We start from the raw sequence: 19,909 nt of genomic DNA, 5'->3' as shown, positions 1-19,909 counted from the left end.
GGCTCGCCCATTAGTGATCAATCTTTGCTTTCTCATCTGAAGAAAGCGCGGTATTTCAGAATCAGGCCGCGATCCCGGGAGACTTCCCCGTGGCCGACTGCCAGCTAAGTTTCGTGACGCAACTATAGGGAACGCCGTTGCGTCACACTACTGGCCGAAACAGGGAAGCTGTTCCCCGGAATCTGAGTAAGTTGCGTGACGAAACCTGGGCTACGATACGTTCCATCATGTATAGAAAACGCTTCGATGGAATGGACTGTTCGATCGCTCGCGCCCTCGATGAGGTAGGCGAGTGGTGGACGCTGCTGATCGTCCGCGAGTGCACGCAAGGCAGCAGGCGCTTCGACGAATTTCAGAGCGGGCTTGGCATCGCCCGCAATGTGCTGACGGCAAGGCTCGAACGTTTGATCGAACTGGATATTCTCGAACGCTTCCCGCTCGCAGAGCGCGCGAACACGTTCGGTTACCGGTTGACGTCGAAAGGGGCGGACTTATACCCGGTGCTGGTCGCGCTGATGCAATGGGGCGACAGGTGGCTAAGGCCGAATGGCAAGCCGCCGATCACATTGGTGGAGCATGCGAGTGGAAGTCCCCTGGAGGCCGTGGAAGTTCGCACAACAGGCGGACAGGCGCTGACGTATCGGGACGTTCGATTTACTGCCGGTCCGGGTGCAACGAAGGCGACGCGCGACGTCATCGAAAACCGGAACGATCGGGTACTCGGTGACCAGAGCGAGGATGCGTGAGCGCTGCCGGTTGCCGGCCTTAGCCGGTCAGCCGCAGGCACGGTCGGGGCATGACGGTGTGCGAAGCGAAGCGAAAAAGCGCTAGTGCCGTTTCTGCTTGCCGAATCTGGATAGCGATTGCCGGAGTTTGGGCGCCGCAAAGTCGATGAAATGCCGCAGTTTGATGGGCATGAGATTTCTGGACACGTGAACCAGATGGACGGGCACGGGTTCGATCTCGAACTGTGGCAGGAGTATCTCTAGCTGCCCGTTCCGGAGCGCTTCATCGGCATCGTGCTCGAACACATAAGTGATGCCTGCGTTGTCCACGGCGGCGCTGACCGCAGCGTCGGGTGAAGTGACCTCTAGCCGGGGTTTCACGCCGAGCACATAGATCTTGCTCGTCGTTGGGAGGCGGAAACGCCACGGCGACAGATACGGGCTATTGAAGACGACGCACGAATATTTCACGAGATCGTCGGGTTCGCGGGGCGGCGTATGGTTGGCAAGAAAGGTCGGACTCGCGCAGACGATCGGGCGCAATGAACCGATGCGCGTGGCGATCATGCTGCTGTCGGCGAGCTCTCCGATCCGCAAGGCGAGATCGGCGTGGGAATCGATGAGGTCGATGTTTCGATCGGAGAGAAGGAGCCGAACGGTGATGTCCGGATACTGCGCCAGGAACTGATTGATGACGGGCAAGACATGCAGACGACCAAGCTGTACGGGCGCAGTCACGACCAGCTCGCCTTTCGCTGTCGCGAACTCGCCCGTGGCTTCGTGCTCCTGTTCACGCACAAGGTCGAGAATGCGTCGAGCCGACGCGACGTATGACATGCCCGCGTCGGTCAATGTCAGTTTGCGGGTGGTTCGTATCAGCAACCGGGTGCCAAGCAACTCCTCCAGATCGGCTACCTTGCGAGTGAGCGTGCTGACAGGGATCTTCAGTTCGCGAGCCGCCGCCGACAGGCTTCCCCTGTCCACGGCGGTCAGCAACATTTCCATGGCTTCTAGTCGGTCCAACGCGTTCGCTCGCGGGGAATCAGGTCCCAGTATTGTATGGGAAGTCGAAGATGAATCGACGACAACACACGTTTCAGGAGATTCCGATGTATGCACAGGCTATCGCGCAATGCGTGCAAGCTGTAAAAACCCTGGAGACCTATCTCGACAAGGCGGAGCGCCATGCGAACGCGAAGAAGTTCGAGGTTGCCGTTCTTTTGTCGACCCGCCTCGCTCCCGACATGGGCGGGTTGCTATACCAGATACAGAGCGCTTGCGACTATCTGAAGGGCGGAGCCGCCTGGCTTTCAGGGCAGCAACCGCCGCGGCATGAAGACACTGAGCAAACGCTCGATGAAGCGCGCGCTCGTATCCGCAAGACGATCGAGTTTGCTGAAGGCGTGGCGGCAGACGGGTACGCCGACGCAGCCAGTCAGATCGTGAAAGTATCCTGGGTGCCGGGTAAGCTGACGGGCGAAAACTATCTGCTGCAGATCGTGATTCCGAACGTCTACTTTCATGTAGCCATGGCTTATGCGATTTTGCGCACGAATGGCGTCGATGTCGGGAAGCGGGACTTCATTGGCCCGGTCAATGCCTTTTGATGCCTGATGCAGTGCGACGAGCGACTGCGTCTGCGGCGAGTGACGTGTCGTACATCCGCTAACCAATCAGGCTGACGGCCGACGCTTGCTGGAGAAAATCAACTACATCCGTACGTGACTGGTCCGGGTTTGCCTGGGAGCGGATGTCGAACGTCTAGGCGAGCAGCAGCAAGGCGTCAGCGAGCGAGAGCACCGTGGTGCGCGAATCGAATGCGGTGGAGAACAGATGTTCATGTACCACCTGATCCGGGTCGTAGCAGCAATCCTTGACGGTGTACAGGCGAAAGTCCGCGTCACTCGCATACGCGACCGACGACAGCACGACGCCGGTCGATGCAATGCCGACCATGATCAGCGCATGGATACCTTGTGCGAGAAGTCGTGCCTGCAAGTCGGTACCGAAGAACACGCTGGCCCGGTGTGCAACGATGACCGGTTCGCTAGTCTGCCGGCCCAACTCCGGCGAGGTCTCATCGTCGATGAAGAGACCGAGTTGCTTGATTCCTTGCCCATTCTTGTTTAATGGGCTGACTTCCGGATAGCCCGGACTGAAGCGGAGATTGGCGAAATAAACGCGGACGCCTTGGGTCCGCGCTGCATCGCAGAGTTTGCGTGTATTGGCAAGCAGGGCCGGTGCGACCGATGGAAAGAGCCCGAGAATGTCCGTCTGATAGTGCATGACGAGGAGCGCGGTTTGCGCCGGCACGATTGGCGGAATCTGCGAACCCACGCGCCGGGTGGACGCGCTGCGGAGTTCGCTGTCCCCGCCGTCAATGGGAATCGAGCTGGTTGCCATTGCACCACCTGATGCGTTTTCCGGATTCACGCGTGTCTCCACCTGATAGCCGCTGGCAATCCTGTCGCTTCCATTTGCGATTCTCCTTTTCTTTCGATACGCGGTTCACCCTCACAGCCACAGAATGTCAAACGCAGAGATCATCCATAGTCAAAGCGACGTGCCAAGTCTAAGGGGTTCGCCGTGGCTTCTGGGCTTCTCACCCAGGTTGAAACGGCTGGCATTCCGTTTTGAACCAATAGTCGACCAGGCGCTGCGCGGCCTGCAGATCTTCTGGATAGTATGGGTCGTACCATGGCGACGGGTCGTAGCCCGCTTTTCTGAGGGCCGCAAGCTCGCTGCGATGTTGGGCCATTGTCGGAGGCGCGTTGCTTCTGAGTGCGGCCAGGTCACGGCACTCCGTTGGACTCAGGTGAGGGCCGCTTTGTGACGCGCCGCCCGTGGCGACGGCACATCCAGCCAGCAGGAGCGCCAACATGGCAAGCGTCGTGCGGTGTTTCGACAGGCATTCCATGGCGCATCTCCACGCATCTGTTTGGCGCAACGCTAGCGGCTCCGGGCTGGGCGACCGGTATCCATTCTGGCCGGTGTCGGGGGAGCCGTCAAAGCGTACATCGTCAGCGCCGGCACGGAGTGCAAGCAGAAGCAAACAGCGAATCACACTCCCGTCGTCACGCTGCCGGAGATAACGCGGTTGATGGGCCGTTATTCCGCCGTGCCCGAAGAAATCGACATTCGATGGCGATGCTCATCGCGAGGGAAGGCCGTTCGTTCGTGCCGGGGCACATATCAGCGTCAATACTGCACAGCGATTGTCACGCGGCGGTTGAGCGCACGGCTCGCCGGGTCGGTGCCGGCAACGAGCGGGAAGTTGTCGGCGCGGCCGATGGCCGCCAGACGATGCGCCTCGCACGCGCAGATAACTACCAGAGTTTTTTGTCGAGTTTCTTGTGTTCTTTATCGGTTCGTCAGCATCGGAAATCCTGGCCTATAAGGCAACTGTTCACGCTAAAGATGCTGCGTCAAGTTTGAGCGCGCTAAAACTTCGCTTTTGAGTCTGCAAGTACTTCGGAAATCGGACAGCCGGGTTTCGGGAATAACAAGTATGCGTCGGCTTCGCACCAGGCACCCGACCTTCGTGGTTGGAATCAGGTCGATAACACGGCAGCCTTGATCGGAATTCTTCCCGTGTTGCTTGAACCCCACCGTCTATGCATCGAGCGACGCACGCTTATGCCATCTGGCGCGTGCGTCGTCAGTCTCAGACCTAAGACCTGTTCAAATGAGCAATGACTGCACCCTCCGTCACTTCCGGCGCGGCCGCTCCGACGCCCCCCGCATTCTTCGCGATCCACTCCTTCGCTCTTTGCACGCTCTCATCGATACCTGCCTTGTCTCGACAGACGGTCACGGAGAATCCGCCATCGCCGCTGCGCACGAGCGTGTACGTTACCAGGCCTTTGACGCCACCCATCCATTCTTCGACCTCAGCGCTATGTTTATCCAGCAAATCGAATAGTTCTTTCGCGCCTTTTCCGGAATATCGTCTTAAAACAGTTTGCATGATTGCGTCTCCCACTTCCGCGAGATTTGGCGCCAATGTCAGCCCGGCGCCCGACAAGCGACCACGGCACACGCCGTCTCATCATTGCTCAGTAGAATCCATGAGCACGACAAGACCGATCGCCACCGCAACAACCAAGTGTAGTAACCATGCTGTCTATGTAAAGCGATCGTCAAACGCCAGTGCGCTTATCGAAACATTGGCTCGGTAAGCCGATACTTCGCACTTCGGAGCAGGACGGGCATCCCGGTCGAGCGGTATGAGGGGTTCGTAGTGGCTCTTGAACTTCTCAGCCGGGTTGAGAGTGCTGACACTCCGTTTCGAACCAATGGTCCACCAGACGCTGCGCGGCGTGTAGATCTTCCGGGAAGTTGGGGTCGTCGTTCCATGGCGACGGGTTGTAGCCCGCTTTCCTCAGGGCAGAAAGCTCGCTTTGCTGTTGCGCCCTCGTCGGAGGCGCGTTGCTTCTAAGCGCGGCCAGGTCACGGCACTCTGTTGGGCTCAGATGTGGCCCACTCTGTGGCGTGCCGGCGGCGGCGCATCCAGTCAGCAGAAGAGCCAACGCAGCGAGCGTCGAGCAGTTTCTCGGGAGGTTTTTCATAGCGCATCTCCACGCGTCAGATTGGCGCAACGCGAGCGATGCGATGCCGCCGGTCGCGCATGACTTCCGCGTTTATTTTGCCTGAGTCCAGTCACGGCAAGAAGGCGCACTGTACAAAGAGAAGAAAATCAGGCGACGGCACATCGAATGACCGTCGCGCTACGGCCGGCCAGTCACACGCTGCACCATTGCGTAGAGCACCGTCATCTGCAAGCCGCTCTTGAGTGCGTAGTTCGGGTCGTATTGATTGGAGTAGCCCCACCAGTCGAAGCGCCGATGTACCCAGGGCATCGGAATCCGGACCGGCCGAATCGCCACCACCTCCGCATCCGGCAATGCCGATGGCTAGCATAACCGCCAGCGCTAACCGCAGGCCTTCAGCTTTCGACATCATTGTCGTCTCCTCGCCGGCGCAGAATAAATCAGCAACAGTGCTCTGCAAGTCAATTGCCCGCCATTTCGCCGCTCCGCCAGAAGCTCTCTGAGACGAGTGATCGACAAAGCGCGAACAGATGTTCACGACGTGAGATGGGCGCGGCGATACTCCGACGTTGCAAAAATCGCTCCCGCAGTACCCGCAATCCAATGCTTTGCACGCGGATTCAAAACTGTCCAGGGTTGCTGGATAGGGATAGACGCGTTTGCCGTTTGTAATGTCTATCCGCAGGTCCTATAACAACTCTAATCCGACCGATGCAGCAAACAGGACAACGTATGCTCGATCCATTCGCTTCATCAGATGCGTTTACGATTGGCGTCGAACTCGAGGTTCAGATCGTCAATACGCACGACTACAACCTGACGAAGGCGGCAACGGAATTGTTGAGTGGTGTGAAAGAGCATGACTTCGTCGGCGCGATCAAGCCGGAGACGACCGAGGGCATGATCGAGTTATCGACGGGTGTGTGCAGGGATTTCCATCAGGCACGCGGCGAGTTGCAGTTGCTTCGCGATACGCTGGTCGGGGCGGCCGATTTTCTGAACGTCGGCGTGTGTGGCGGCGGAACCAACTTTTTCCAGAACTGGTACGACCAGCGTTCCGATGGCCGTGAGCGTTCGGAATACCTGATGAAATTGTATGGCGCGCTTTACCAGCAGTTCACGATATTTGGGCAGCATGTTCACGTGGGTTGTCCGGATCCGGACTCCGCACTCGTTCTGTTGCATTCGCTTTCGCGCTACGTGCCGCATTTCATCGCACTGGCCGCTTCCTCGCCGTATGTGCAGGGGAGCGATACGCAGTTTCAGTGCGCGCGGCTGAATTCTGTGGCTCCGTTTCCTTTGTCCGGGCACGCGCCTTTCGTGACGAAGTGGTCCGACCTGGAGCAGTATTTCGACCGCATGGCGAACACGGGTCTCGTCAACAGCCTGAAGGATTTCTACTGGGACATACGTCCAAGTCCGGGTTACGGCACGATCGAAGTACGCGTCATGGATACGCCGCTGCGCATCGAGTGGGCGGCCGCCATAGCGGCTTATATTCAATCGCTTGCGCGTCACCTGCTGTTGGACAAACCGCTGCGTCTCAGCGAGCGGGATTACGAGGTCTATCGGACGAACCGCTTCATGGCCTGCCGGTTCGGGTTGGACGGAACCTGCGTCAACCCTGAGACGGGGCAGCGCGATACGATACGAAACCAGATTCTGGCGATGCTGGAGGTAATCGCTGATCATTCGCGGTCTCTGGGCGCGGAGGAAGGCCTGAATATGATCAGGAGTACTGTGACGGATGGCTTGAGCGACGCCGCCTGGTTGCGTCGCATTTATAGCAGGCACAACTCGTTGCATGAAGTCGGGCGCCAGCTATGTCAGATCTGGCGTGGCGCGCAGAAGCCGAATTAGAGGGTGAATCAGTTCAATAGCCGACGCCCTTTCATGTCTGTGCGCAGCAGCGTTTTATCTATGGCAGGGATGTCCGGTTTCGCTCATCTCCATTGTCGATCACCTAAACTGAATCAATGCGGTCGAACCGGGTCGCCCAGACCTGGGAAGCGATGCGCCGTGTGCGGGTCATGGGTTCTACCCACGCGGCGTTTCATCCGTTTCATACGCGCATGGTGGCCGGGATGGCAGGGACGAGCCGTGATCGAACTCGACACGTTGAGAAAGGTGGCGGTATTCAGGGACCTCACCGAGGACCGGCTGCAATGGCTGCGTGAACACCTCATCGAGTTTTGTGTCAAGGCGGGCGAGGTGCTGCTTCGTCAGGGCGAAATGAGCACCAGTCTGCTGATCCTGATCGAGGGCGAACTCGAGACGACGAGGCGTGACGACGGACAGGACGACGTCGAGCGTTTCCTCGGCCCCAATGTGTTCGGCACGCCGTGCATGGTCGCGTCGATTCCTTTTCCGGCTACCCTGACTGCGATCGCCGACAGCCGGCTCGCGCGGCTACCCGAAGCGGCGTTCCGAGAGCTGTTCATCACGTGCAGCCCGTTTGGCCGCATGGCCGCGCTCGTGATGACGGACTGGCTCACGGCGATCGAAACGGTGGGCCTCCATCGTGCGAAGCTGGCCGCATTGGGCAAGCTCGCGGCCGGGCTCGCGCATGAACTGAACAATCCCGCGGCCGCCTTGACGCGGTCGCTCGATCACATGCGCGGCGAACTCGCTGCGCTCGAGGAAGCGGCATTGGCGCTCGGAAGGGATGCCGTGCCGCACGAGGCCGTCACGCAGCTAAGAGCGCTTGTGGCCGGCCACGGGCCAGAAGCAATCAGGGGTGTGGCGAGTTCGTTGCAGCGTAGCGAAGCGGAGTCGCGCCTCGGCGACTGGCTGGCGGCGCGCGGGGTCGCGAAGCCGTGGCTATCGGCGCCTGTGCTCGTGACACACGGCATCGCGCCGGTCGATCTCGATCAACTGGCAAACAATCTCGAAGCTGCGCAGTTCGATGCCGCTGTGGGCTGGATCGCGCGCGTGCTGGATCTGCGTGCGATGATGGACGAGGCGATGCAGGGTGCGCTGCGGATCTCCGACATCGTCGCCGCGATGAAGTCCTATTCGTTCATGGATCAGGGCCCGCAGCAGGAGATCGACATTCACGACGGCATTGACGATACGCTGACCGTGATGACGCACGAAATGAAGCGGGGCATTCAGGTGATCCGCGATTACGACCGCAGCCTGCCCCGGCTCCCGGTGTATGGGAGCGAATTGAATCAGGTCTGGACCCGGCTCATCGAAAATGCGATCGAGGCCATGGACGGCAAGGGCTGCATCACGATCCGCACGCGGCGGGACGCGCACTGCGCGGTGGTGGAAATCACCGACGACGGGCCGGGCATCCCGCCCGACGTCGTGACCCATCTATTCGAGCCCTTCTTCACCTCGGAGCGTCTCTCTAACGCGCAGAACGAGGGCCTCGGCCTGGGACTGCATATCGCGTACCGTATCGTGGTCAACCGGCATGGCGGGGCGATTCAGGCGCGATCGGGCAGTTCGGGAACAACGTTCCGCGTGAGCCTTCCGCTGCACCGCGACGCCGCGCGCGCCGGCGATGCATGAACTCATTGAACACGCCCCATTTCAGCGTCGAAAATGACGGCGAGAATCTGGCGCGGCAGGGCCTAAAATGCTTGGAACAGGCGCCGCGATTCGTCCATGGCGCCCGTGCATATACAGCGCGTGGCCAGTGCTTCAACTGACGCGACCGGGTGATCGCCAGGTTTGACCTGTTATGGAAAAGCCCGTAATCCTCGCTGTCGATGACGACCCTATCGTGGCCGGCGCGGTTGCTCGTGACCTGCAGGTCGCCTACGGCGAGCATTATCAGATCGTGCGGATGGAGTCGGGGCAAGCGGCGCTCGAAGCAGCGCAGCAATTGCGTCTGCAGAACCGCGTCGTGTCGCTCTTCATTGCCGACCAGCGCATGCCGCAAATGAGCGGCATCGAGTTTCTGGAGCAGGCAATCGAACTCTTTCCCGAAGCGAAACGTGTGTTGCTCACCGCCTACGCGGACACGGATGCCGCCATCCGCGCGATCAATACCGTGCATCTCGATCAGTACCTGCTCAAGCCCTGGCATCCACCTGAACAGAATTTCTATCCCGCGCTGGACGACCTGCTGGCCGATTGGCTCGCGTCATTTCGCCCCGTGTTTCAGGGGGTCCGCCTGCTCGATCATCGCTGGTCGCCGGAAGGCCATCTGTTGCGCGATTTCATGGCGCGCAATCACATTCCGTTTCGCTGGCTCGACGTGGAGCGGCACGACGAGGCCGATCCGCTGCTGAACGCGCTGCATCCGGGGCAGCGTCAGTTGCCCGTCCTCGTATTCGAGAACGGCACAGTAATGAGCCGTCCGACAACGGGGCAGATCGCCGAGCAGGTAGGGCTGCGCACGCGTTCGACCACGCCGTTCTACGACCTGGTGATCGTCGGCGGCGGGCCCGCTGGGCTGGCCGCCGCCGTTTATGGTGCATCGGAGGGGCTGAAGGTGGCCATCATCGAATGCGATGCGCCGGGCGGCCAGGCCGGCACCAGTTCGCATATCGACAACTATCTGGGCTTTCCGTCGGGCGTGAGCGGCGCGGAGTTGTCGCGGCGCGCGCTGATGCAGGCGCGGCGCTTCGGCGCGGAAATGATCCTGACGCAGCACGCGGTGGGCCTGCGTGTCGAGGCACCGTACAAGTTCGTCAAGCTGTCCGACGGCTCGGAAGTCAGCTGTCTCGCGCTGATGGTCGCGAGCGGCGTGTCGTATCGCAAGCTGGAGACGCAGGGCGTCGAGGAACTGACGGGCGCGGGCGTCTACTACGGCGCCGCGATGGTGGAAGCCGTCGCCTGCGCGAACCAGGATCTGTACATCGTGGGCGGCGCGAATTCGGCGGGGCAGGGCGCAATGTTTCTCTCGCAATACGCCCGGTCGGTGACGCTGCTCTGCCGCGGTCCCTCGCTGAGCGCCGGGATGTCGCACTACCTGATCGGGCAGATTCACGAGACGCAGAACATCCACGTGCGGCCCAATACCGAGGTCGTGAGCGTAACGGGCGAGGGGCATCTGTCGGAGATCTCGCTGCGTGACATGCAGACGGGCCACGTCGAAACGGTTCCCGCCAGCGGGCTCTTCATTTTCATTGGAGCTGCGCCCTGCACGGAATGGCTGCGCGGTGTGGTCGAACGCGACGAGCATGGCTTCCTGCTGACGGGCCGCGCGCTGCTCAAGACGGGCCGAAGGCCGGCAGGATGGCAGCCTGGCCGCGACCCGTACCTGCTCGAAACGAGTGTGCCCGGCGTGTTCGCGGCGGGCGACGTGCGCGCCGATTCCGTCAAGCGCGTCGCTGCTGCCGTCGGCGAAGGCTCGATTGCCGTGCATTTCATCCACCAGTATCTGGCGAATCCATGAGCGACCTTTCCACGTTGTTCGAGATGCCGCTCTTCGCCGACCTGCCCGAAGCGCAGCAAGCATGGCTGCGCGCGAATCTGACCGAGCATCGTCTGAAGAAAGGCGACATTCTGATGCGCGAAGGGCAGCGTGTGACGCACCAGTTCATTCTGCTCGACGGCGAACTGATAACGGAGAAGACGATCGGCGGCCGGCAAGTGTTCGACGACCGGCGACCCGCGCCAGTCTCGATTGCCGAGGCGTCGCTGCTCGCGGCGATGCCGCTGCCGCTCACCTTCATCGCCGCGACGGATTGCTATCTGGCCGCGCTGCCCGAGCGTGTGGTGCGCGCGCTGCTCAACCAATGCGGGTCGTTCAGTCAGCACATTTTTCGTTCGATGTACGCGCGCATCAGCGCCTACGACACGTTCATCCTCAATGGAGAGAAGCTGGCTGCGTTGGGCCGGCTGTCGGCGGGGCTCGCGCACGAGTTGAACAACCCCGCAGCAGCCGTTGCGCGCGCTGCGGACGGCATGCGGGAATCGCTCGGCCACCTGCGTCAGGCGACGCCTGCGCTCGTGTTGAGCGCCATGCCTGCCGAACTCGTCGGCAAGCTGGTTGACTGGGCAAACCGTGCCGCGCCCGCCGTCGATGCCACGCCTCAGGCTGCATTGCGGCAAAGCGAAGCGGAGAACCGTCTCGCTGACTGGCTCGCCGCGCAAGGGATCGAGAAACCATGGCTGATCGCGCCGCAACTCTCGACGGCGGGATTCTCGCCGGCCGATCTCGAAGCCGTTGCGGCAAGCGCAACGGCCGAACAGTTCGGTGCGCTCATCCGCTGGCTGGCGGCCGCGCTCGACCTGCGTTCACTGGCGAATCAGGCGTGGCTCGGCGCGGGCCGTATCTCCGAGATCGTCAAGGCGATGAAGGACTATTCGTACATGGACCAGGCGCCATTACAGGAGGTGGACATACACAACGGTATCGAGGACACACTGACCATCATGCGGCACAAACTCAAGCAGGGCGTCACCGTCAAGCGCGATTACGACCGCACGCTGCCGCACGTACCCGTTTATGGCAGCGAGCTCAATCAGGTCTGGACCAACCTGATCGACAACGCGGTCGATGCGATGGACGGCAGCGGCGAACTCACGATCCGCTCGCGGCGGGACGGCAACTTCGCGATGATCGAAATCGTCGATACGGGAACGGGCATTCCACCGCACGTCCTGCCGCGCCTTTTCGAACCCTTCTTCACCACCAAGCCGCCAGGCAAGGGGAGTGGGCTGGGGCTGCACATCGCGTACCGCACTGTCGTGCAACGGCACAACGGCATGATCAGCGTCGCGTCGCATGCCGGCGAGACGATCTTCAAGGTGTGCCTGCCGCTTTCCGCACAGCCTGTGATTGACGCATGACGGACGTCGTCCACCGCTTCGACCTTTGAGTACGAGGCGGCCCCCGCCGCACTTGCGCAACGTTGTCTCTCATTGCCCGCCCATCGTCGATTGTTGCCGTCCGGACAACACGCTGGACGCATTCGCGATGCTACTGACGTTCGTCCCCCTTGACTAAGCTCTCTCAGGCAGTCGGTCGAAACGTGAGCAAAACGAAGCGGGCGAAATTCGTGGTCGTGCTCGTGAATCGCGCAGCCCGCGCGGCATTCCCTACTTGATGAAAAGGACTATCGAAGTGGAGGTTGCCGCGGGCGTGTCGGCGCGTGTGACGGGTGGGCACACGCCGGGGCACTGCGTCGTGGACGTCGCATCGAACGGCGAGAAGCTGACGTTCGTCGGCGACGCGATTTTCGAAGTCGGCTTCGACAATCCCGAATGGCAAAATGGCTTCGAGCACGATCCTGAAGTGGCCGTGGACGTGCGTGTCGGGCTGCTCAACGAAGCCGCTGAAACGGGCGCTCTGCTGGCCGCAGCGCATGTCGCGTTCCCGTCCATCGGTCACATTGCAAAGAACGGCGAAGGATTTCGTTTCGTGCCGGTACAGGGGGACTACTGATTGATTATCCCGGGCGCGCGGTGAAGGTCCAACATGGTGGGCGCGCAGGGGAAGACGCCCGCGTGCCATATCCGCCAGGGCGTCCACATTCCGGCGGCGAGGTCAGTGCGCGCCGGACGCATCCCCGCCGCCGCCGCGCGCGGGCCGCGTGATCCAGATGAGCGGGATGATCAGCACGAAGATGATCGCCGACGCGTAGAAGATGTCGTTCAGTCCCATCATCGCCGCCTGCGTGTTCACGGTGAAATCGAACAGCGCATTCGACGTCGACGGACTCACGTGCAGCAGCGTCTGCGTCGCGTCGGTCTGCTGCGCGAACACCGGGTTGGTCGCGTTGGCCTGTTCGGTCAGACGTTCGTGATGCAGGATCGTGCGGCTGTTCCATGCCGTGCCCGCGATCGATGTGCCCACCGCGCCGCAAAATACCCGCACGAAGTTCGACAGGCCCGCCGCCGCAGGCACTTTCGGACCGGGCTGCCCCGAAAGGATGATGGCGGTCAGCGGCACGAAGAACATCGCCATGGGGATGCCCTGCAACAGCGTGGGTAAGACCAGATGCCACGTGTCGATCTCGATCACGTAGTGCGAGCGCATGAAGAACACGATCGCGAAGCCGACGAACGCGAGCGTCGCGATGATGCGCGCGTCCGAGCGCGGCAGCACGCGGCCCATCACGGGCGCGAGGATCACCGCGAAGATGCCGAGCGGCGCGGTCACGAGTCCGGCATCGACGGAACGGTAGTTCAGATACTCCTGCATCCATTGCGGCAGCAGCACGAGGTTGCCGAAGAACACGCCGTACGCGACCGAGATCGCCACCGTGCCGCCGAGGAAGTTGCGTTGCGTGAACAGACGCAGATCGACGATCGGGTTCGGCTCGGTCAGTTCCCACACGAGGAAGAACGCGAAGCTGATGACGGCCGTGATCGCCAGCGCGACGATCACGGGCGAGCCGAACCAGTCGAGATCCTTGCCTTTGTCGAGCATGATTTGGAGCGACGCGACCCACGTGATCAGCAGGCCGAGACCGACGACGTCGATGGGCAGTTTGCGCGTCGGCGTTTCGCGCGTGCGATAGATCATCCACGTGACGCCCGCCGCGAAAATGCCCACGGGGATGTTGATGTAGAAGATCCATGACCAGCTGTAGCTATCCGTGATCCAGCCGCCGAGCGCCGGACCCGCGATCGGGCCGACGGTCGCCGTCATCGCCCATAGCGCGAGCGCGGTCGACGATTTCTCCTTGGGCCACGAACTGAGCAGGATGGCCTGTGAGAGCGGAATCAGCGGCCCGGCGACCACGCCCTGCAACACGCGCGCGAACAGCAGGATAGGCAGCGACGGCGCGACGCCGCACAGCCAGGACGCGATCACGAAGCCGAGAATCGCGCCGACGAACAGCTTGATCTGCCCGAAGCGCTGCGTGAACCAGCCCGTCAGCGGAATCGACACGGCGTTCGACGCCGCGAACACGGTGATGACCCACGTGCCTTCGTCGACGGACACGCCGAGGTTGCCCGAGATGGTGGGAATCGCCACGTTGGCGATCGACGTGTCGAGCACGTTCATGAACGTGGCGAGCGCGACGGCGAAGGTCGCGAGCACCAGCCGGCCGCCTTGCAGCGGCGGCTGGGCGGGCGGCCCGGCGGGCTTCGAAGGGGCGGGCGGTCCGGCGGGTCGGTTCGGTTCGCTCAAGCGGGTCTCCGTCGGTGAAAAGGGCGGCGCGGCGGATGCTGCCGGCCGTTAAAAGGCCGATGATAGTCGCTAGCGCCGAACAGCATCGGCAACGTGCACACACGCCGGCACTGAGCGGATCAGAATTGCGTTGTCCAGTGCTACGTGACGCGACCGGGTCACCTGTTGGGCGCCGCTGACGGTCATCACATAATTGCCGCACAATCATGGCGTGCAGCGTATGCTGCCGCCTGCGCGTGACACGGCAGCGGCGCAATGCCCGCGGTGCACGCCGCGCAATACGAAAGGAATGATGGCGATGGCCTGGGAACAATTCGACAACGGCTGGCGGCTCGCGCCCGCCGACGGACCGGCGACGGCGCTGGTCGTGCTGCTGCACGGCGTCGGCAGCAATGCTCAGGACCTCGTGCCGCTCGCGGAAATCTGGCGCGAAGCGCTGCCGCAAGCGGCGTTCGTCGCCCTCGACGGCAGCGAACCGTTCGACGGCGGCTTCGGCGGCCGTCAGTGGTTCAGCCTGCGCGATGTCGACGCGAACAATCGTCCGGGCCGCGTCGCGGCCGCGTGGCCCGCGCTACAAAAAATGCTCGACGCCGAACTCGCACATTGGCAACTCGGCTACGGGCAGCTTGCTTTGGTCGGTTTCTCGCAAGGCTCGATGATGTCGCTGCATCACGTGGCGACGAATCCGCAGGGCGCAGCGGCCGTCGTCGCGTTCTCGGGGCGGCTCGCGTCGCCCGTCACCGCACACAGCGCCACGCCCGTGACGCTGATTCACGGCGACGACGACGCCGTCATCCCCGTCGACGAAACCGAACGGGCCGCTATCGCGCTGCACGACGCGGGCTTCGACGTCGAAGCCTTCGCGCTGCCGGGCGTCGGCCACACGATTTCCGGCGACGGTGTCGCGCTAGGCCGCGACGCACTCGTGCGCGCGCTCGCGCCGCTTGCCCGCCGCTGATCCATCGCGCATCGATCCCCGTATCTGAACTGTCTCGAGCCTTCGAAACGGCCGCATCCCGGCGGCCGAAGTAAGCGCCCGTAAGACAGTTTTCGAATTCACCCTCCTAAAGTTCGCCGGGCATTTGCCGATATGCGCTCAAGAGCCGGAAAAACTTTCCGACGCACGAACGCGCCGCTTTATTGCGCCGTACGTTTGACATTTCCGCTGCCAGAGAGGCAGCTCACTTTTCTCAGAAGAGCCTGATCATGGCCAGATCGAATGCGCAGTCATCGCTTTTTGGACGCCTGTTCCGCGAGTCCGTGGCGGTCGATCTCGGCACGGCCAACACGCTGATCTACACCGACGACGGCGGCATCGTCCTCAACGAGCCGTCCGTGGTGTGCTTCGACAAGCAGGAGACGGTGGCAGGACGCAAGCGCGTCGCGCTCGTCGGCAGCGAGGCCAAGCAGATGATCGGCCGCGCGCCGTGCAACCTGGAACCCGTGCGGCCGATGCGACACGGCGTGATCGCCAACTTCCCCGCCGCCGAGCACATGATCCGGCAGTTCGTCGATATGGCGCGTCCGCGTCCGTTCTTCGCGCGCCGCGCCGCGTTCACGATCTGCGTGCCGTCCAGCGCGACCCAGGTCGAACGCCGCGCGATCCGCGAAGCCGCGGCGGCAGCGGGCGCGTGGAAGGTGAACCTGATCGACGAGTCGCTGGCGTCGGCTGTCGGCGCGGGCTTGCCGGTGTCGTCGGCAACGGGGTCGATGGTCGTCGACATCGGCGGCGGCACGACGGAAATCGGCGTGATCGCGCTCGGCGGCACGGCGTACAACGGCTCGATCCGCGTCGGCGGCGACCAGTTCGATGCGGCCATCATCAAGCACGTGCGCAACAACTTCGGCGTGCTGCTCGGCGAGCAGACGGCCGAGCACGTGAAGAAGACGATCGGTTCGGCGCTCGCCGTGGTGCCGCCCGACACCATGCGTGTGACGGGGCGCGGCGTCGACGACGGCCTGCCGCGCACGGTGGAAGTGTCGACGCAGGATGTCGTCGACGCCATCGCCGCGCCGCTGCGTCAGGTGCTCGCCGCCGTGAAGACGGCACTGGAAAGCGCGCCGCCCGAACTCGTGACGGATATCGCGGACTCGGGCATCGTGCTGACGGGCGGCGGTGCGCTGCTCGGCAATCTCGCGCGCTATTTCAGCAACGAGCTGTTTCTCGACGTGCGGGTCGCCGACGAGCCGCTGACCTGCGCCGTACGCGGCGCCGGTGCGGCAGCTAGCGCAGGGCTGCTCGACATGTCGGTTTACGACTGACGCAATCGTTTGACATAGCCTGCGGCATGCGGAACGCAGGCGCCTCTGTCGTGCGATGCCATGCAATGCCCCGCATCGTCGTGTGAGAATGAGGCCTTCACGGCGCGCATTTCATGGATAATGCGCGCCTTTTCATTTGCCTCTTCCAGTGAATCAGACTTCCGCCTCATCCGTGCCTTCCATCGAATTGCCCAACGGCTTGCGCATGCCGTACGTCGAACAGGGCGAGGGCGAACTGCTGCTCTTCGTGCATGGCTCGCTGTGCGATTACCGTTACTGGGAGCCGCAAGTCGCGGGTCTGTCGAAGCATTACCGCTGCGTCGCCGTCAGTCTCACGCACTACTGGCCCGCAACGGATACGCCGGCTTCCATTTCGTTCAGCTGGAGGGATCACGCGGATGAAGTCGCGCAGTTCATCGAGCGCTTCGGCGCCGGGCCGGCGCATGTCGTCGGTCATTCGCGCGGCGGTTGTGTGGCGTATCACGTCGCGCGGCGTCATGGGCAGCATGTGAAGACGTTGACGCTCGCCGATCCGGGCGGGCCGTTGCAGATCGCCGGGCGTGCGCCCGCGAGCTTGCCGGAGACGGTGAATGCGCTGCGCGCCCGTGCTGCGCAGTTGATCGAAGAAGGCGAGGTAGACGCGGGCTTGCAGCTATTCGTCGATTCCGTGAGCCGTCCGGGTTTCTGGTCGAAGAGCACGCCGGGTTTCCGGCGCATGGCGACGGACAATGCCCACACGCTCGCGCGTCAGTTCCGCGATCCGTTACCAGCTTACACGCCCGAGAGCGCGTCGGATGTGAAGTGCCCCGTGCTGCTGATCGATGGCGAGAAGAGTCCGCTGATGTTCCGGCGCGCCGCGGAGACACTCGCGACATGGCTGCCGGACGCGCGTCGCGAAACCGTGATGGGCGCCTCGCACGGAATGAATCTCGCGCACCCCGCCGCTTTCAACCGTTTCGTCGACGCGTTCATTCAAGGTACGCGTTGAGAATCTTTTGACCTGTCAGTCTTTCGCGTGCGCGTCGATATCGAGCGCGCGCTCGGCCGGTTCGCCGACGAGGCCGCTGTAGTACAGATGCACGCCGATCGCGAGCGAGTCGTGGCGGATCTCGTTGAACGCCTTCCATGCCTTCTGCGGTTCCTTGAACACCAGATAGTGCGCTTCTTGCGATACGAGACGCGCGACCTGATGCAGCCCGTGTCCGTGCAGACGGTCGACGAGTTCGTCGAGGCTGCGGTGCGTGCGCGCGTCGGTGCGCGGATACAGCATGTGCAGAACGGCGACCTTTTCCGTTGCCAGCGCCGCCGACATCGCGAGCACGATGTCCTGATGGTTCAAGGCCGTGACGACGATGTCTTCGGCTTCTTCGGTCGCGGGAAAGAGCGTGTCGATGTTCATGTTCATTTTGTATGTTCCTGTGTCTGACTTTTAAAAAAGACCCGCCGGTTCGCCGGCGGGTCCAAGACAGCAATGTGTTTGCAGGGGAAGCTAAACACGAACCCAGTATGTCAGACGCGATTGCGTTTGACGTCCCGACCCGCAGCAAAACATTGTTGCAGCGGATGCGCTTACTTTCATTTGTCTGTCGATGAAAAGGCTTGTGCTCGCGTCGAGTATTGCTTGGTGCGAGATGGATTGTTGCGCGGGAGCGATGCAATCAAACGCGTCGCGCGCCGTAGAATGCTGGCGGCGGCCGGGTGCGGCAAAACGCGCAGTAGCCGGCGCGTGAATGTTTCGTTCAACGCGCAGCGCCGAAAGCCCGGCCTCACGTGTTTCGCGTGTCTCCAGCAATGCAATGTCGAAAGGAATCCCAGATGAACGTATCAACGACCAAAGCCACGCTGTCGTTTTCCGATAGCGACGAGAAGATCGAACTGCCCGTTTATAAAGGATCGTTGGGTCCGGATGTCATCGACATTCGCAAGCTGTACGGGCAAACGGGCAAGTTCACATACGATCCGGGCTTCATGTCGACGGCGTCGTGCAACTCGGCGATCACCTACATCGACGGCGACAAGGGCGAACTGCTGTATCGCGGCTACCCGATCGACAACCTCGCGCAAAACGCCGACTTTCTCGAAACCTGCTACCTGCTGCTGAAAGGCGAACTGCCCAACGCGCAGCAGAAGAAAGAGTTCGAAGACACCGTCACGAAGCACACGATGGTGCACGAGCAGATGCATTTCTTCTTCCGCGGCTTCCGCCGCGACGCGCATCCGATGGCAATCCTGGTTGCTGCCGTCGGTGCGCTGTCGGCGTTCTATCACGACTCGCTCGACATCAGCAACCCGCTGCATCGCGACGTCTCCGCGATCCGCATGATCGCGAAGCTGCCGACGCTGGTCGCGATGGCGTACAAGTATTCGATCGGTCAACCGTTCGTGTATCCGCGCAACGACCTGTCGTACAGCGCGAACTTCATGCACATGATGTTCTCGAACCCGGCCGAAGAGTACAAGGTCAACGACGTGCTCGTGCGCGCACTGGACCGCATCCTGATCTTGCATGCCGACCACGAGCAGAACGCGTCGACCTCGACGGTGCGTCTGGCCGGTTCGTCGGGTGCGAACCCGTTCGCGTGTATCGCTGCCGGTATCGCGTGTCTGTGGGGCCCGGCGCACGGCGGTGCGAACGAAGCCGCGCTGAACATGCTGGAAGAAATCGGCTCGGTCGACAACATTCCGAAGTTCATCGAGCAGGTGAAGGACAAGAACTCGGGCGTGAAGCTGATGGGCTTCGGCCATCGCGTGTACAAGAACTACGATCCGCGCGCGAAGCTGATGCGCGAAACCTGCCACGAAGTGCTGAATGAACTCGGCCTGCACGACGACCCGCTGTTCAAGCTCGCGATGGCGCTCGAAAAGATCGCGCTGGAAGACGAATACTTCGTGTCGCGCAAGCTGTACCCGAACGTCGACTTCTACTCGGGCATCGTGCAGCGCGCGCTGGGCATTCCGACCGCGATGTTCACATGCATCTTCGCGCTTGCACGCACGGTCGGCTGGATCGCGCAATGGAACGAAATGATCGCCGACCCCGAGCAGAAGATCGGCCGTCCGCGTCAGTTGTTCGTCGGCGAAACGTCGCGCGAAGCGCAGCCGATCGCGCAGCGTTGAGCGCGTATCGATAGTCAAGGCTTGCTTTTGAACGCCGCTATCCGTGGCATCGTCTGAAGGCGCAGGCGCCGCTCCCGCAAGAGGGGAGCGGCGCCTGTTTTCATTTGCGGCGGCGCATTGCATGTGAACAGGATACCGAAGTAATATTCGCGGCCGCTTTCCTTGCCGACGCTGCCATGCACCGTGAATTCGCCCATGTCCCGCACTGACAG

At 61.9% G+C, this 19,909-nt stretch carries 20 protein-coding genes and 1 pseudogene; 11 read left to right on the top strand and 10 right to left on the bottom strand.

Features of this window, described 5'->3' with window-relative positions; translation table 11 throughout:
- The first annotated feature begins 227 nt into the window (after positions 1–227).
- Positions 228–746, top strand: coding sequence for a helix-turn-helix domain-containing protein (locus G3N95_RS25725; RefSeq protein ID WP_205972905.1), 519 nt, complete (start codon positions 228–230; stop codon positions 744–746).
- An 81-nt stretch (positions 747–827) separates the two neighbouring features.
- Here G3N95_RS25725 and G3N95_RS25720 read toward each other — a convergent pair whose 3' ends face one another.
- Positions 828–1,730, bottom strand: a complete 903-nt coding sequence (locus G3N95_RS25720; RefSeq protein WP_277398036.1) for a LysR family transcriptional regulator — start codon at positions 1,728–1,730, stop codon at positions 828–830.
- 104 nt (positions 1,731–1,834) lie between these two features.
- Between G3N95_RS25720 and G3N95_RS25715 the strand changes: the two genes are divergently transcribed.
- On the top strand, positions 1,835–2,332 hold the full coding sequence (locus tag G3N95_RS25715; protein WP_205972883.1) for a DUF1993 domain-containing protein: 498 nt from the start codon (positions 1,835–1,837) through the stop codon (positions 2,330–2,332).
- A 154-nt stretch (positions 2,333–2,486) separates the two neighbouring features.
- On the opposite strand, the gene G3N95_RS25710 is transcribed toward G3N95_RS25715, so the two are convergent.
- The 6 genes and pseudogenes from G3N95_RS25710 to G3N95_RS40900 form a co-directional block, all read right to left on the bottom strand.
- The gene (locus G3N95_RS25710; RefSeq protein WP_205972904.1) at positions 2,487–3,128 is read right to left on the bottom strand and encodes an isochorismatase family cysteine hydrolase; all 642 of its coding nucleotides are present in this window, start codon (positions 3,126–3,128) and stop codon (positions 2,487–2,489) included.
- A 199-nt stretch (positions 3,129–3,327) separates the two neighbouring features.
- Positions 3,328–3,642, bottom strand: a complete 315-nt coding sequence (locus G3N95_RS25705; protein ID WP_205972882.1) for a DUF4148 domain-containing protein — start codon at positions 3,640–3,642, stop codon at positions 3,328–3,330.
- Between the two features lie 281 nt (positions 3,643–3,923).
- Positions 3,924–4,037: pseudogene (locus tag G3N95_RS40640) on the bottom strand (motility protein B); the annotation flags it as partial.
- Between the two features lie 358 nt (positions 4,038–4,395).
- Positions 4,396–4,692, bottom strand: coding sequence for a hypothetical protein (locus tag G3N95_RS25695; protein ID WP_205972880.1), 297 nt, complete (start codon positions 4,690–4,692; stop codon positions 4,396–4,398).
- Between the two features lie 289 nt (positions 4,693–4,981).
- Complete coding sequence (locus G3N95_RS25690; protein WP_205972879.1) at positions 4,982–5,293, bottom strand: DUF4148 domain-containing protein; 312 nt, start codon at positions 5,291–5,293, stop codon at positions 4,982–4,984.
- A gap of 159 nt (positions 5,294–5,452) precedes the next feature.
- Positions 5,453–5,584: a hypothetical protein gene (locus tag G3N95_RS40900; RefSeq protein ID WP_277398035.1), complete on the bottom strand. Its 132-nt coding sequence runs from the start codon at positions 5,582–5,584 to the stop codon at positions 5,453–5,455.
- A gap of 423 nt (positions 5,585–6,007) precedes the next feature.
- On the opposite strand from G3N95_RS40900, the gene G3N95_RS25685 reads away from it, so the two are divergent.
- The 5 genes from G3N95_RS25685 (at position 6,008) to G3N95_RS25665 (ending at position 12,623) form a co-directional block, all read left to right on the top strand.
- Entirely contained in the window at positions 6,008–7,135 is a 1,128-nt protein-coding gene (locus G3N95_RS25685) for a YbdK family carboxylate-amine ligase (protein WP_205972878.1), read from the top strand.
- A 240-nt stretch (positions 7,136–7,375) separates the two neighbouring features.
- Positions 7,376–8,794 (top strand): ATP-binding protein, encoded by a 1,419-nt coding sequence (locus tag G3N95_RS25680; RefSeq protein WP_205972877.1) that lies wholly within the window; start codon positions 7,376–7,378, stop codon positions 8,792–8,794.
- Positions 8,795–8,966: 172 nt separating this feature from the next.
- The gene (locus G3N95_RS25675; RefSeq protein WP_205972876.1) at positions 8,967–10,628 is read left to right on the top strand and encodes an FAD-dependent oxidoreductase; all 1,662 of its coding nucleotides are present in this window, start codon (positions 8,967–8,969) and stop codon (positions 10,626–10,628) included.
- Complete coding sequence (locus G3N95_RS25670; protein WP_205972875.1) at positions 10,625–12,028, top strand: ATP-binding protein; 1,404 nt, start codon at positions 10,625–10,627, stop codon at positions 12,026–12,028. The genes G3N95_RS25675 and G3N95_RS25670 overlap by 4 nt, the downstream gene beginning before the upstream one ends.
- Positions 12,029–12,233: 205 nt before the next feature.
- Entirely contained in the window at positions 12,234–12,623 is a 390-nt protein-coding gene (locus tag G3N95_RS25665; protein WP_346778405.1) for an MBL fold metallo-hydrolase, read from the top strand.
- Positions 12,624–12,725: 102 nt separating this feature from the next.
- Here G3N95_RS25665 and G3N95_RS25660 read toward each other — a convergent pair whose 3' ends face one another.
- Positions 12,726–14,318 (bottom strand): DHA2 family efflux MFS transporter permease subunit, encoded by a 1,593-nt coding sequence (locus G3N95_RS25660; RefSeq protein WP_205972874.1) that lies wholly within the window; start codon positions 14,316–14,318, stop codon positions 12,726–12,728.
- 298 nt (positions 14,319–14,616) lie between these two features.
- On the opposite strand from G3N95_RS25660, the gene G3N95_RS25655 reads away from it, so the two are divergent.
- From G3N95_RS25655 to G3N95_RS25645, 3 genes are all read left to right on the top strand, one after another.
- Positions 14,617–15,276, top strand: a complete 660-nt coding sequence (locus G3N95_RS25655; RefSeq protein ID WP_205972873.1) for a dienelactone hydrolase family protein — start codon at positions 14,617–14,619, stop codon at positions 15,274–15,276.
- 248 nt (positions 15,277–15,524) lie between these two features.
- On the top strand, positions 15,525–16,580 hold the full coding sequence (locus G3N95_RS25650; RefSeq protein WP_205972872.1) for a rod shape-determining protein: 1,056 nt from the start codon (positions 15,525–15,527) through the stop codon (positions 16,578–16,580).
- 205 nt (positions 16,581–16,785) lie between these two features.
- Complete coding sequence (locus G3N95_RS25645) at positions 16,786–17,568, top strand: alpha/beta hydrolase (protein WP_205972903.1); 783 nt, start codon at positions 16,786–16,788, stop codon at positions 17,566–17,568.
- A gap of 15 nt (positions 17,569–17,583) precedes the next feature.
- Here the strand turns inward: G3N95_RS25645 and G3N95_RS25640 are convergent, their stop codons facing one another.
- Positions 17,584–17,985, bottom strand: coding sequence for a hypothetical protein (locus G3N95_RS25640; RefSeq protein WP_205972871.1), 402 nt, complete (start codon positions 17,983–17,985; stop codon positions 17,584–17,586).
- 410 nt (positions 17,986–18,395) lie between these two features.
- Between G3N95_RS25640 and gltA the strand changes: the two genes are divergently transcribed.
- Positions 18,396–19,697: a citrate synthase gene (gene gltA, locus G3N95_RS25635; protein ID WP_205972870.1), complete on the top strand. Its 1,302-nt coding sequence runs from the start codon at positions 18,396–18,398 to the stop codon at positions 19,695–19,697.
- 14 nt (positions 19,698–19,711) lie between these two features.
- On the opposite strand, the gene G3N95_RS25630 is transcribed toward gltA, so the two are convergent.
- Positions 19,712–19,894: a hypothetical protein gene (locus G3N95_RS25630; RefSeq protein ID WP_205972869.1), complete on the bottom strand. Its 183-nt coding sequence runs from the start codon at positions 19,892–19,894 to the stop codon at positions 19,712–19,714.
- Positions 19,895–19,909: the final 15 nt, after the last annotated feature.

Origin of the sequence: Paraburkholderia sp. Tr-20389 (assembly GCF_017104565.1) — a bacterium.
Lineage (GTDB): Bacteria > Pseudomonadota > Gammaproteobacteria > Burkholderiales > Burkholderiaceae > Paraburkholderia.
Note: the sequence above shows the minus strand (reverse complement) of the source record. Positions and strands in the feature narration are given on the sequence as shown.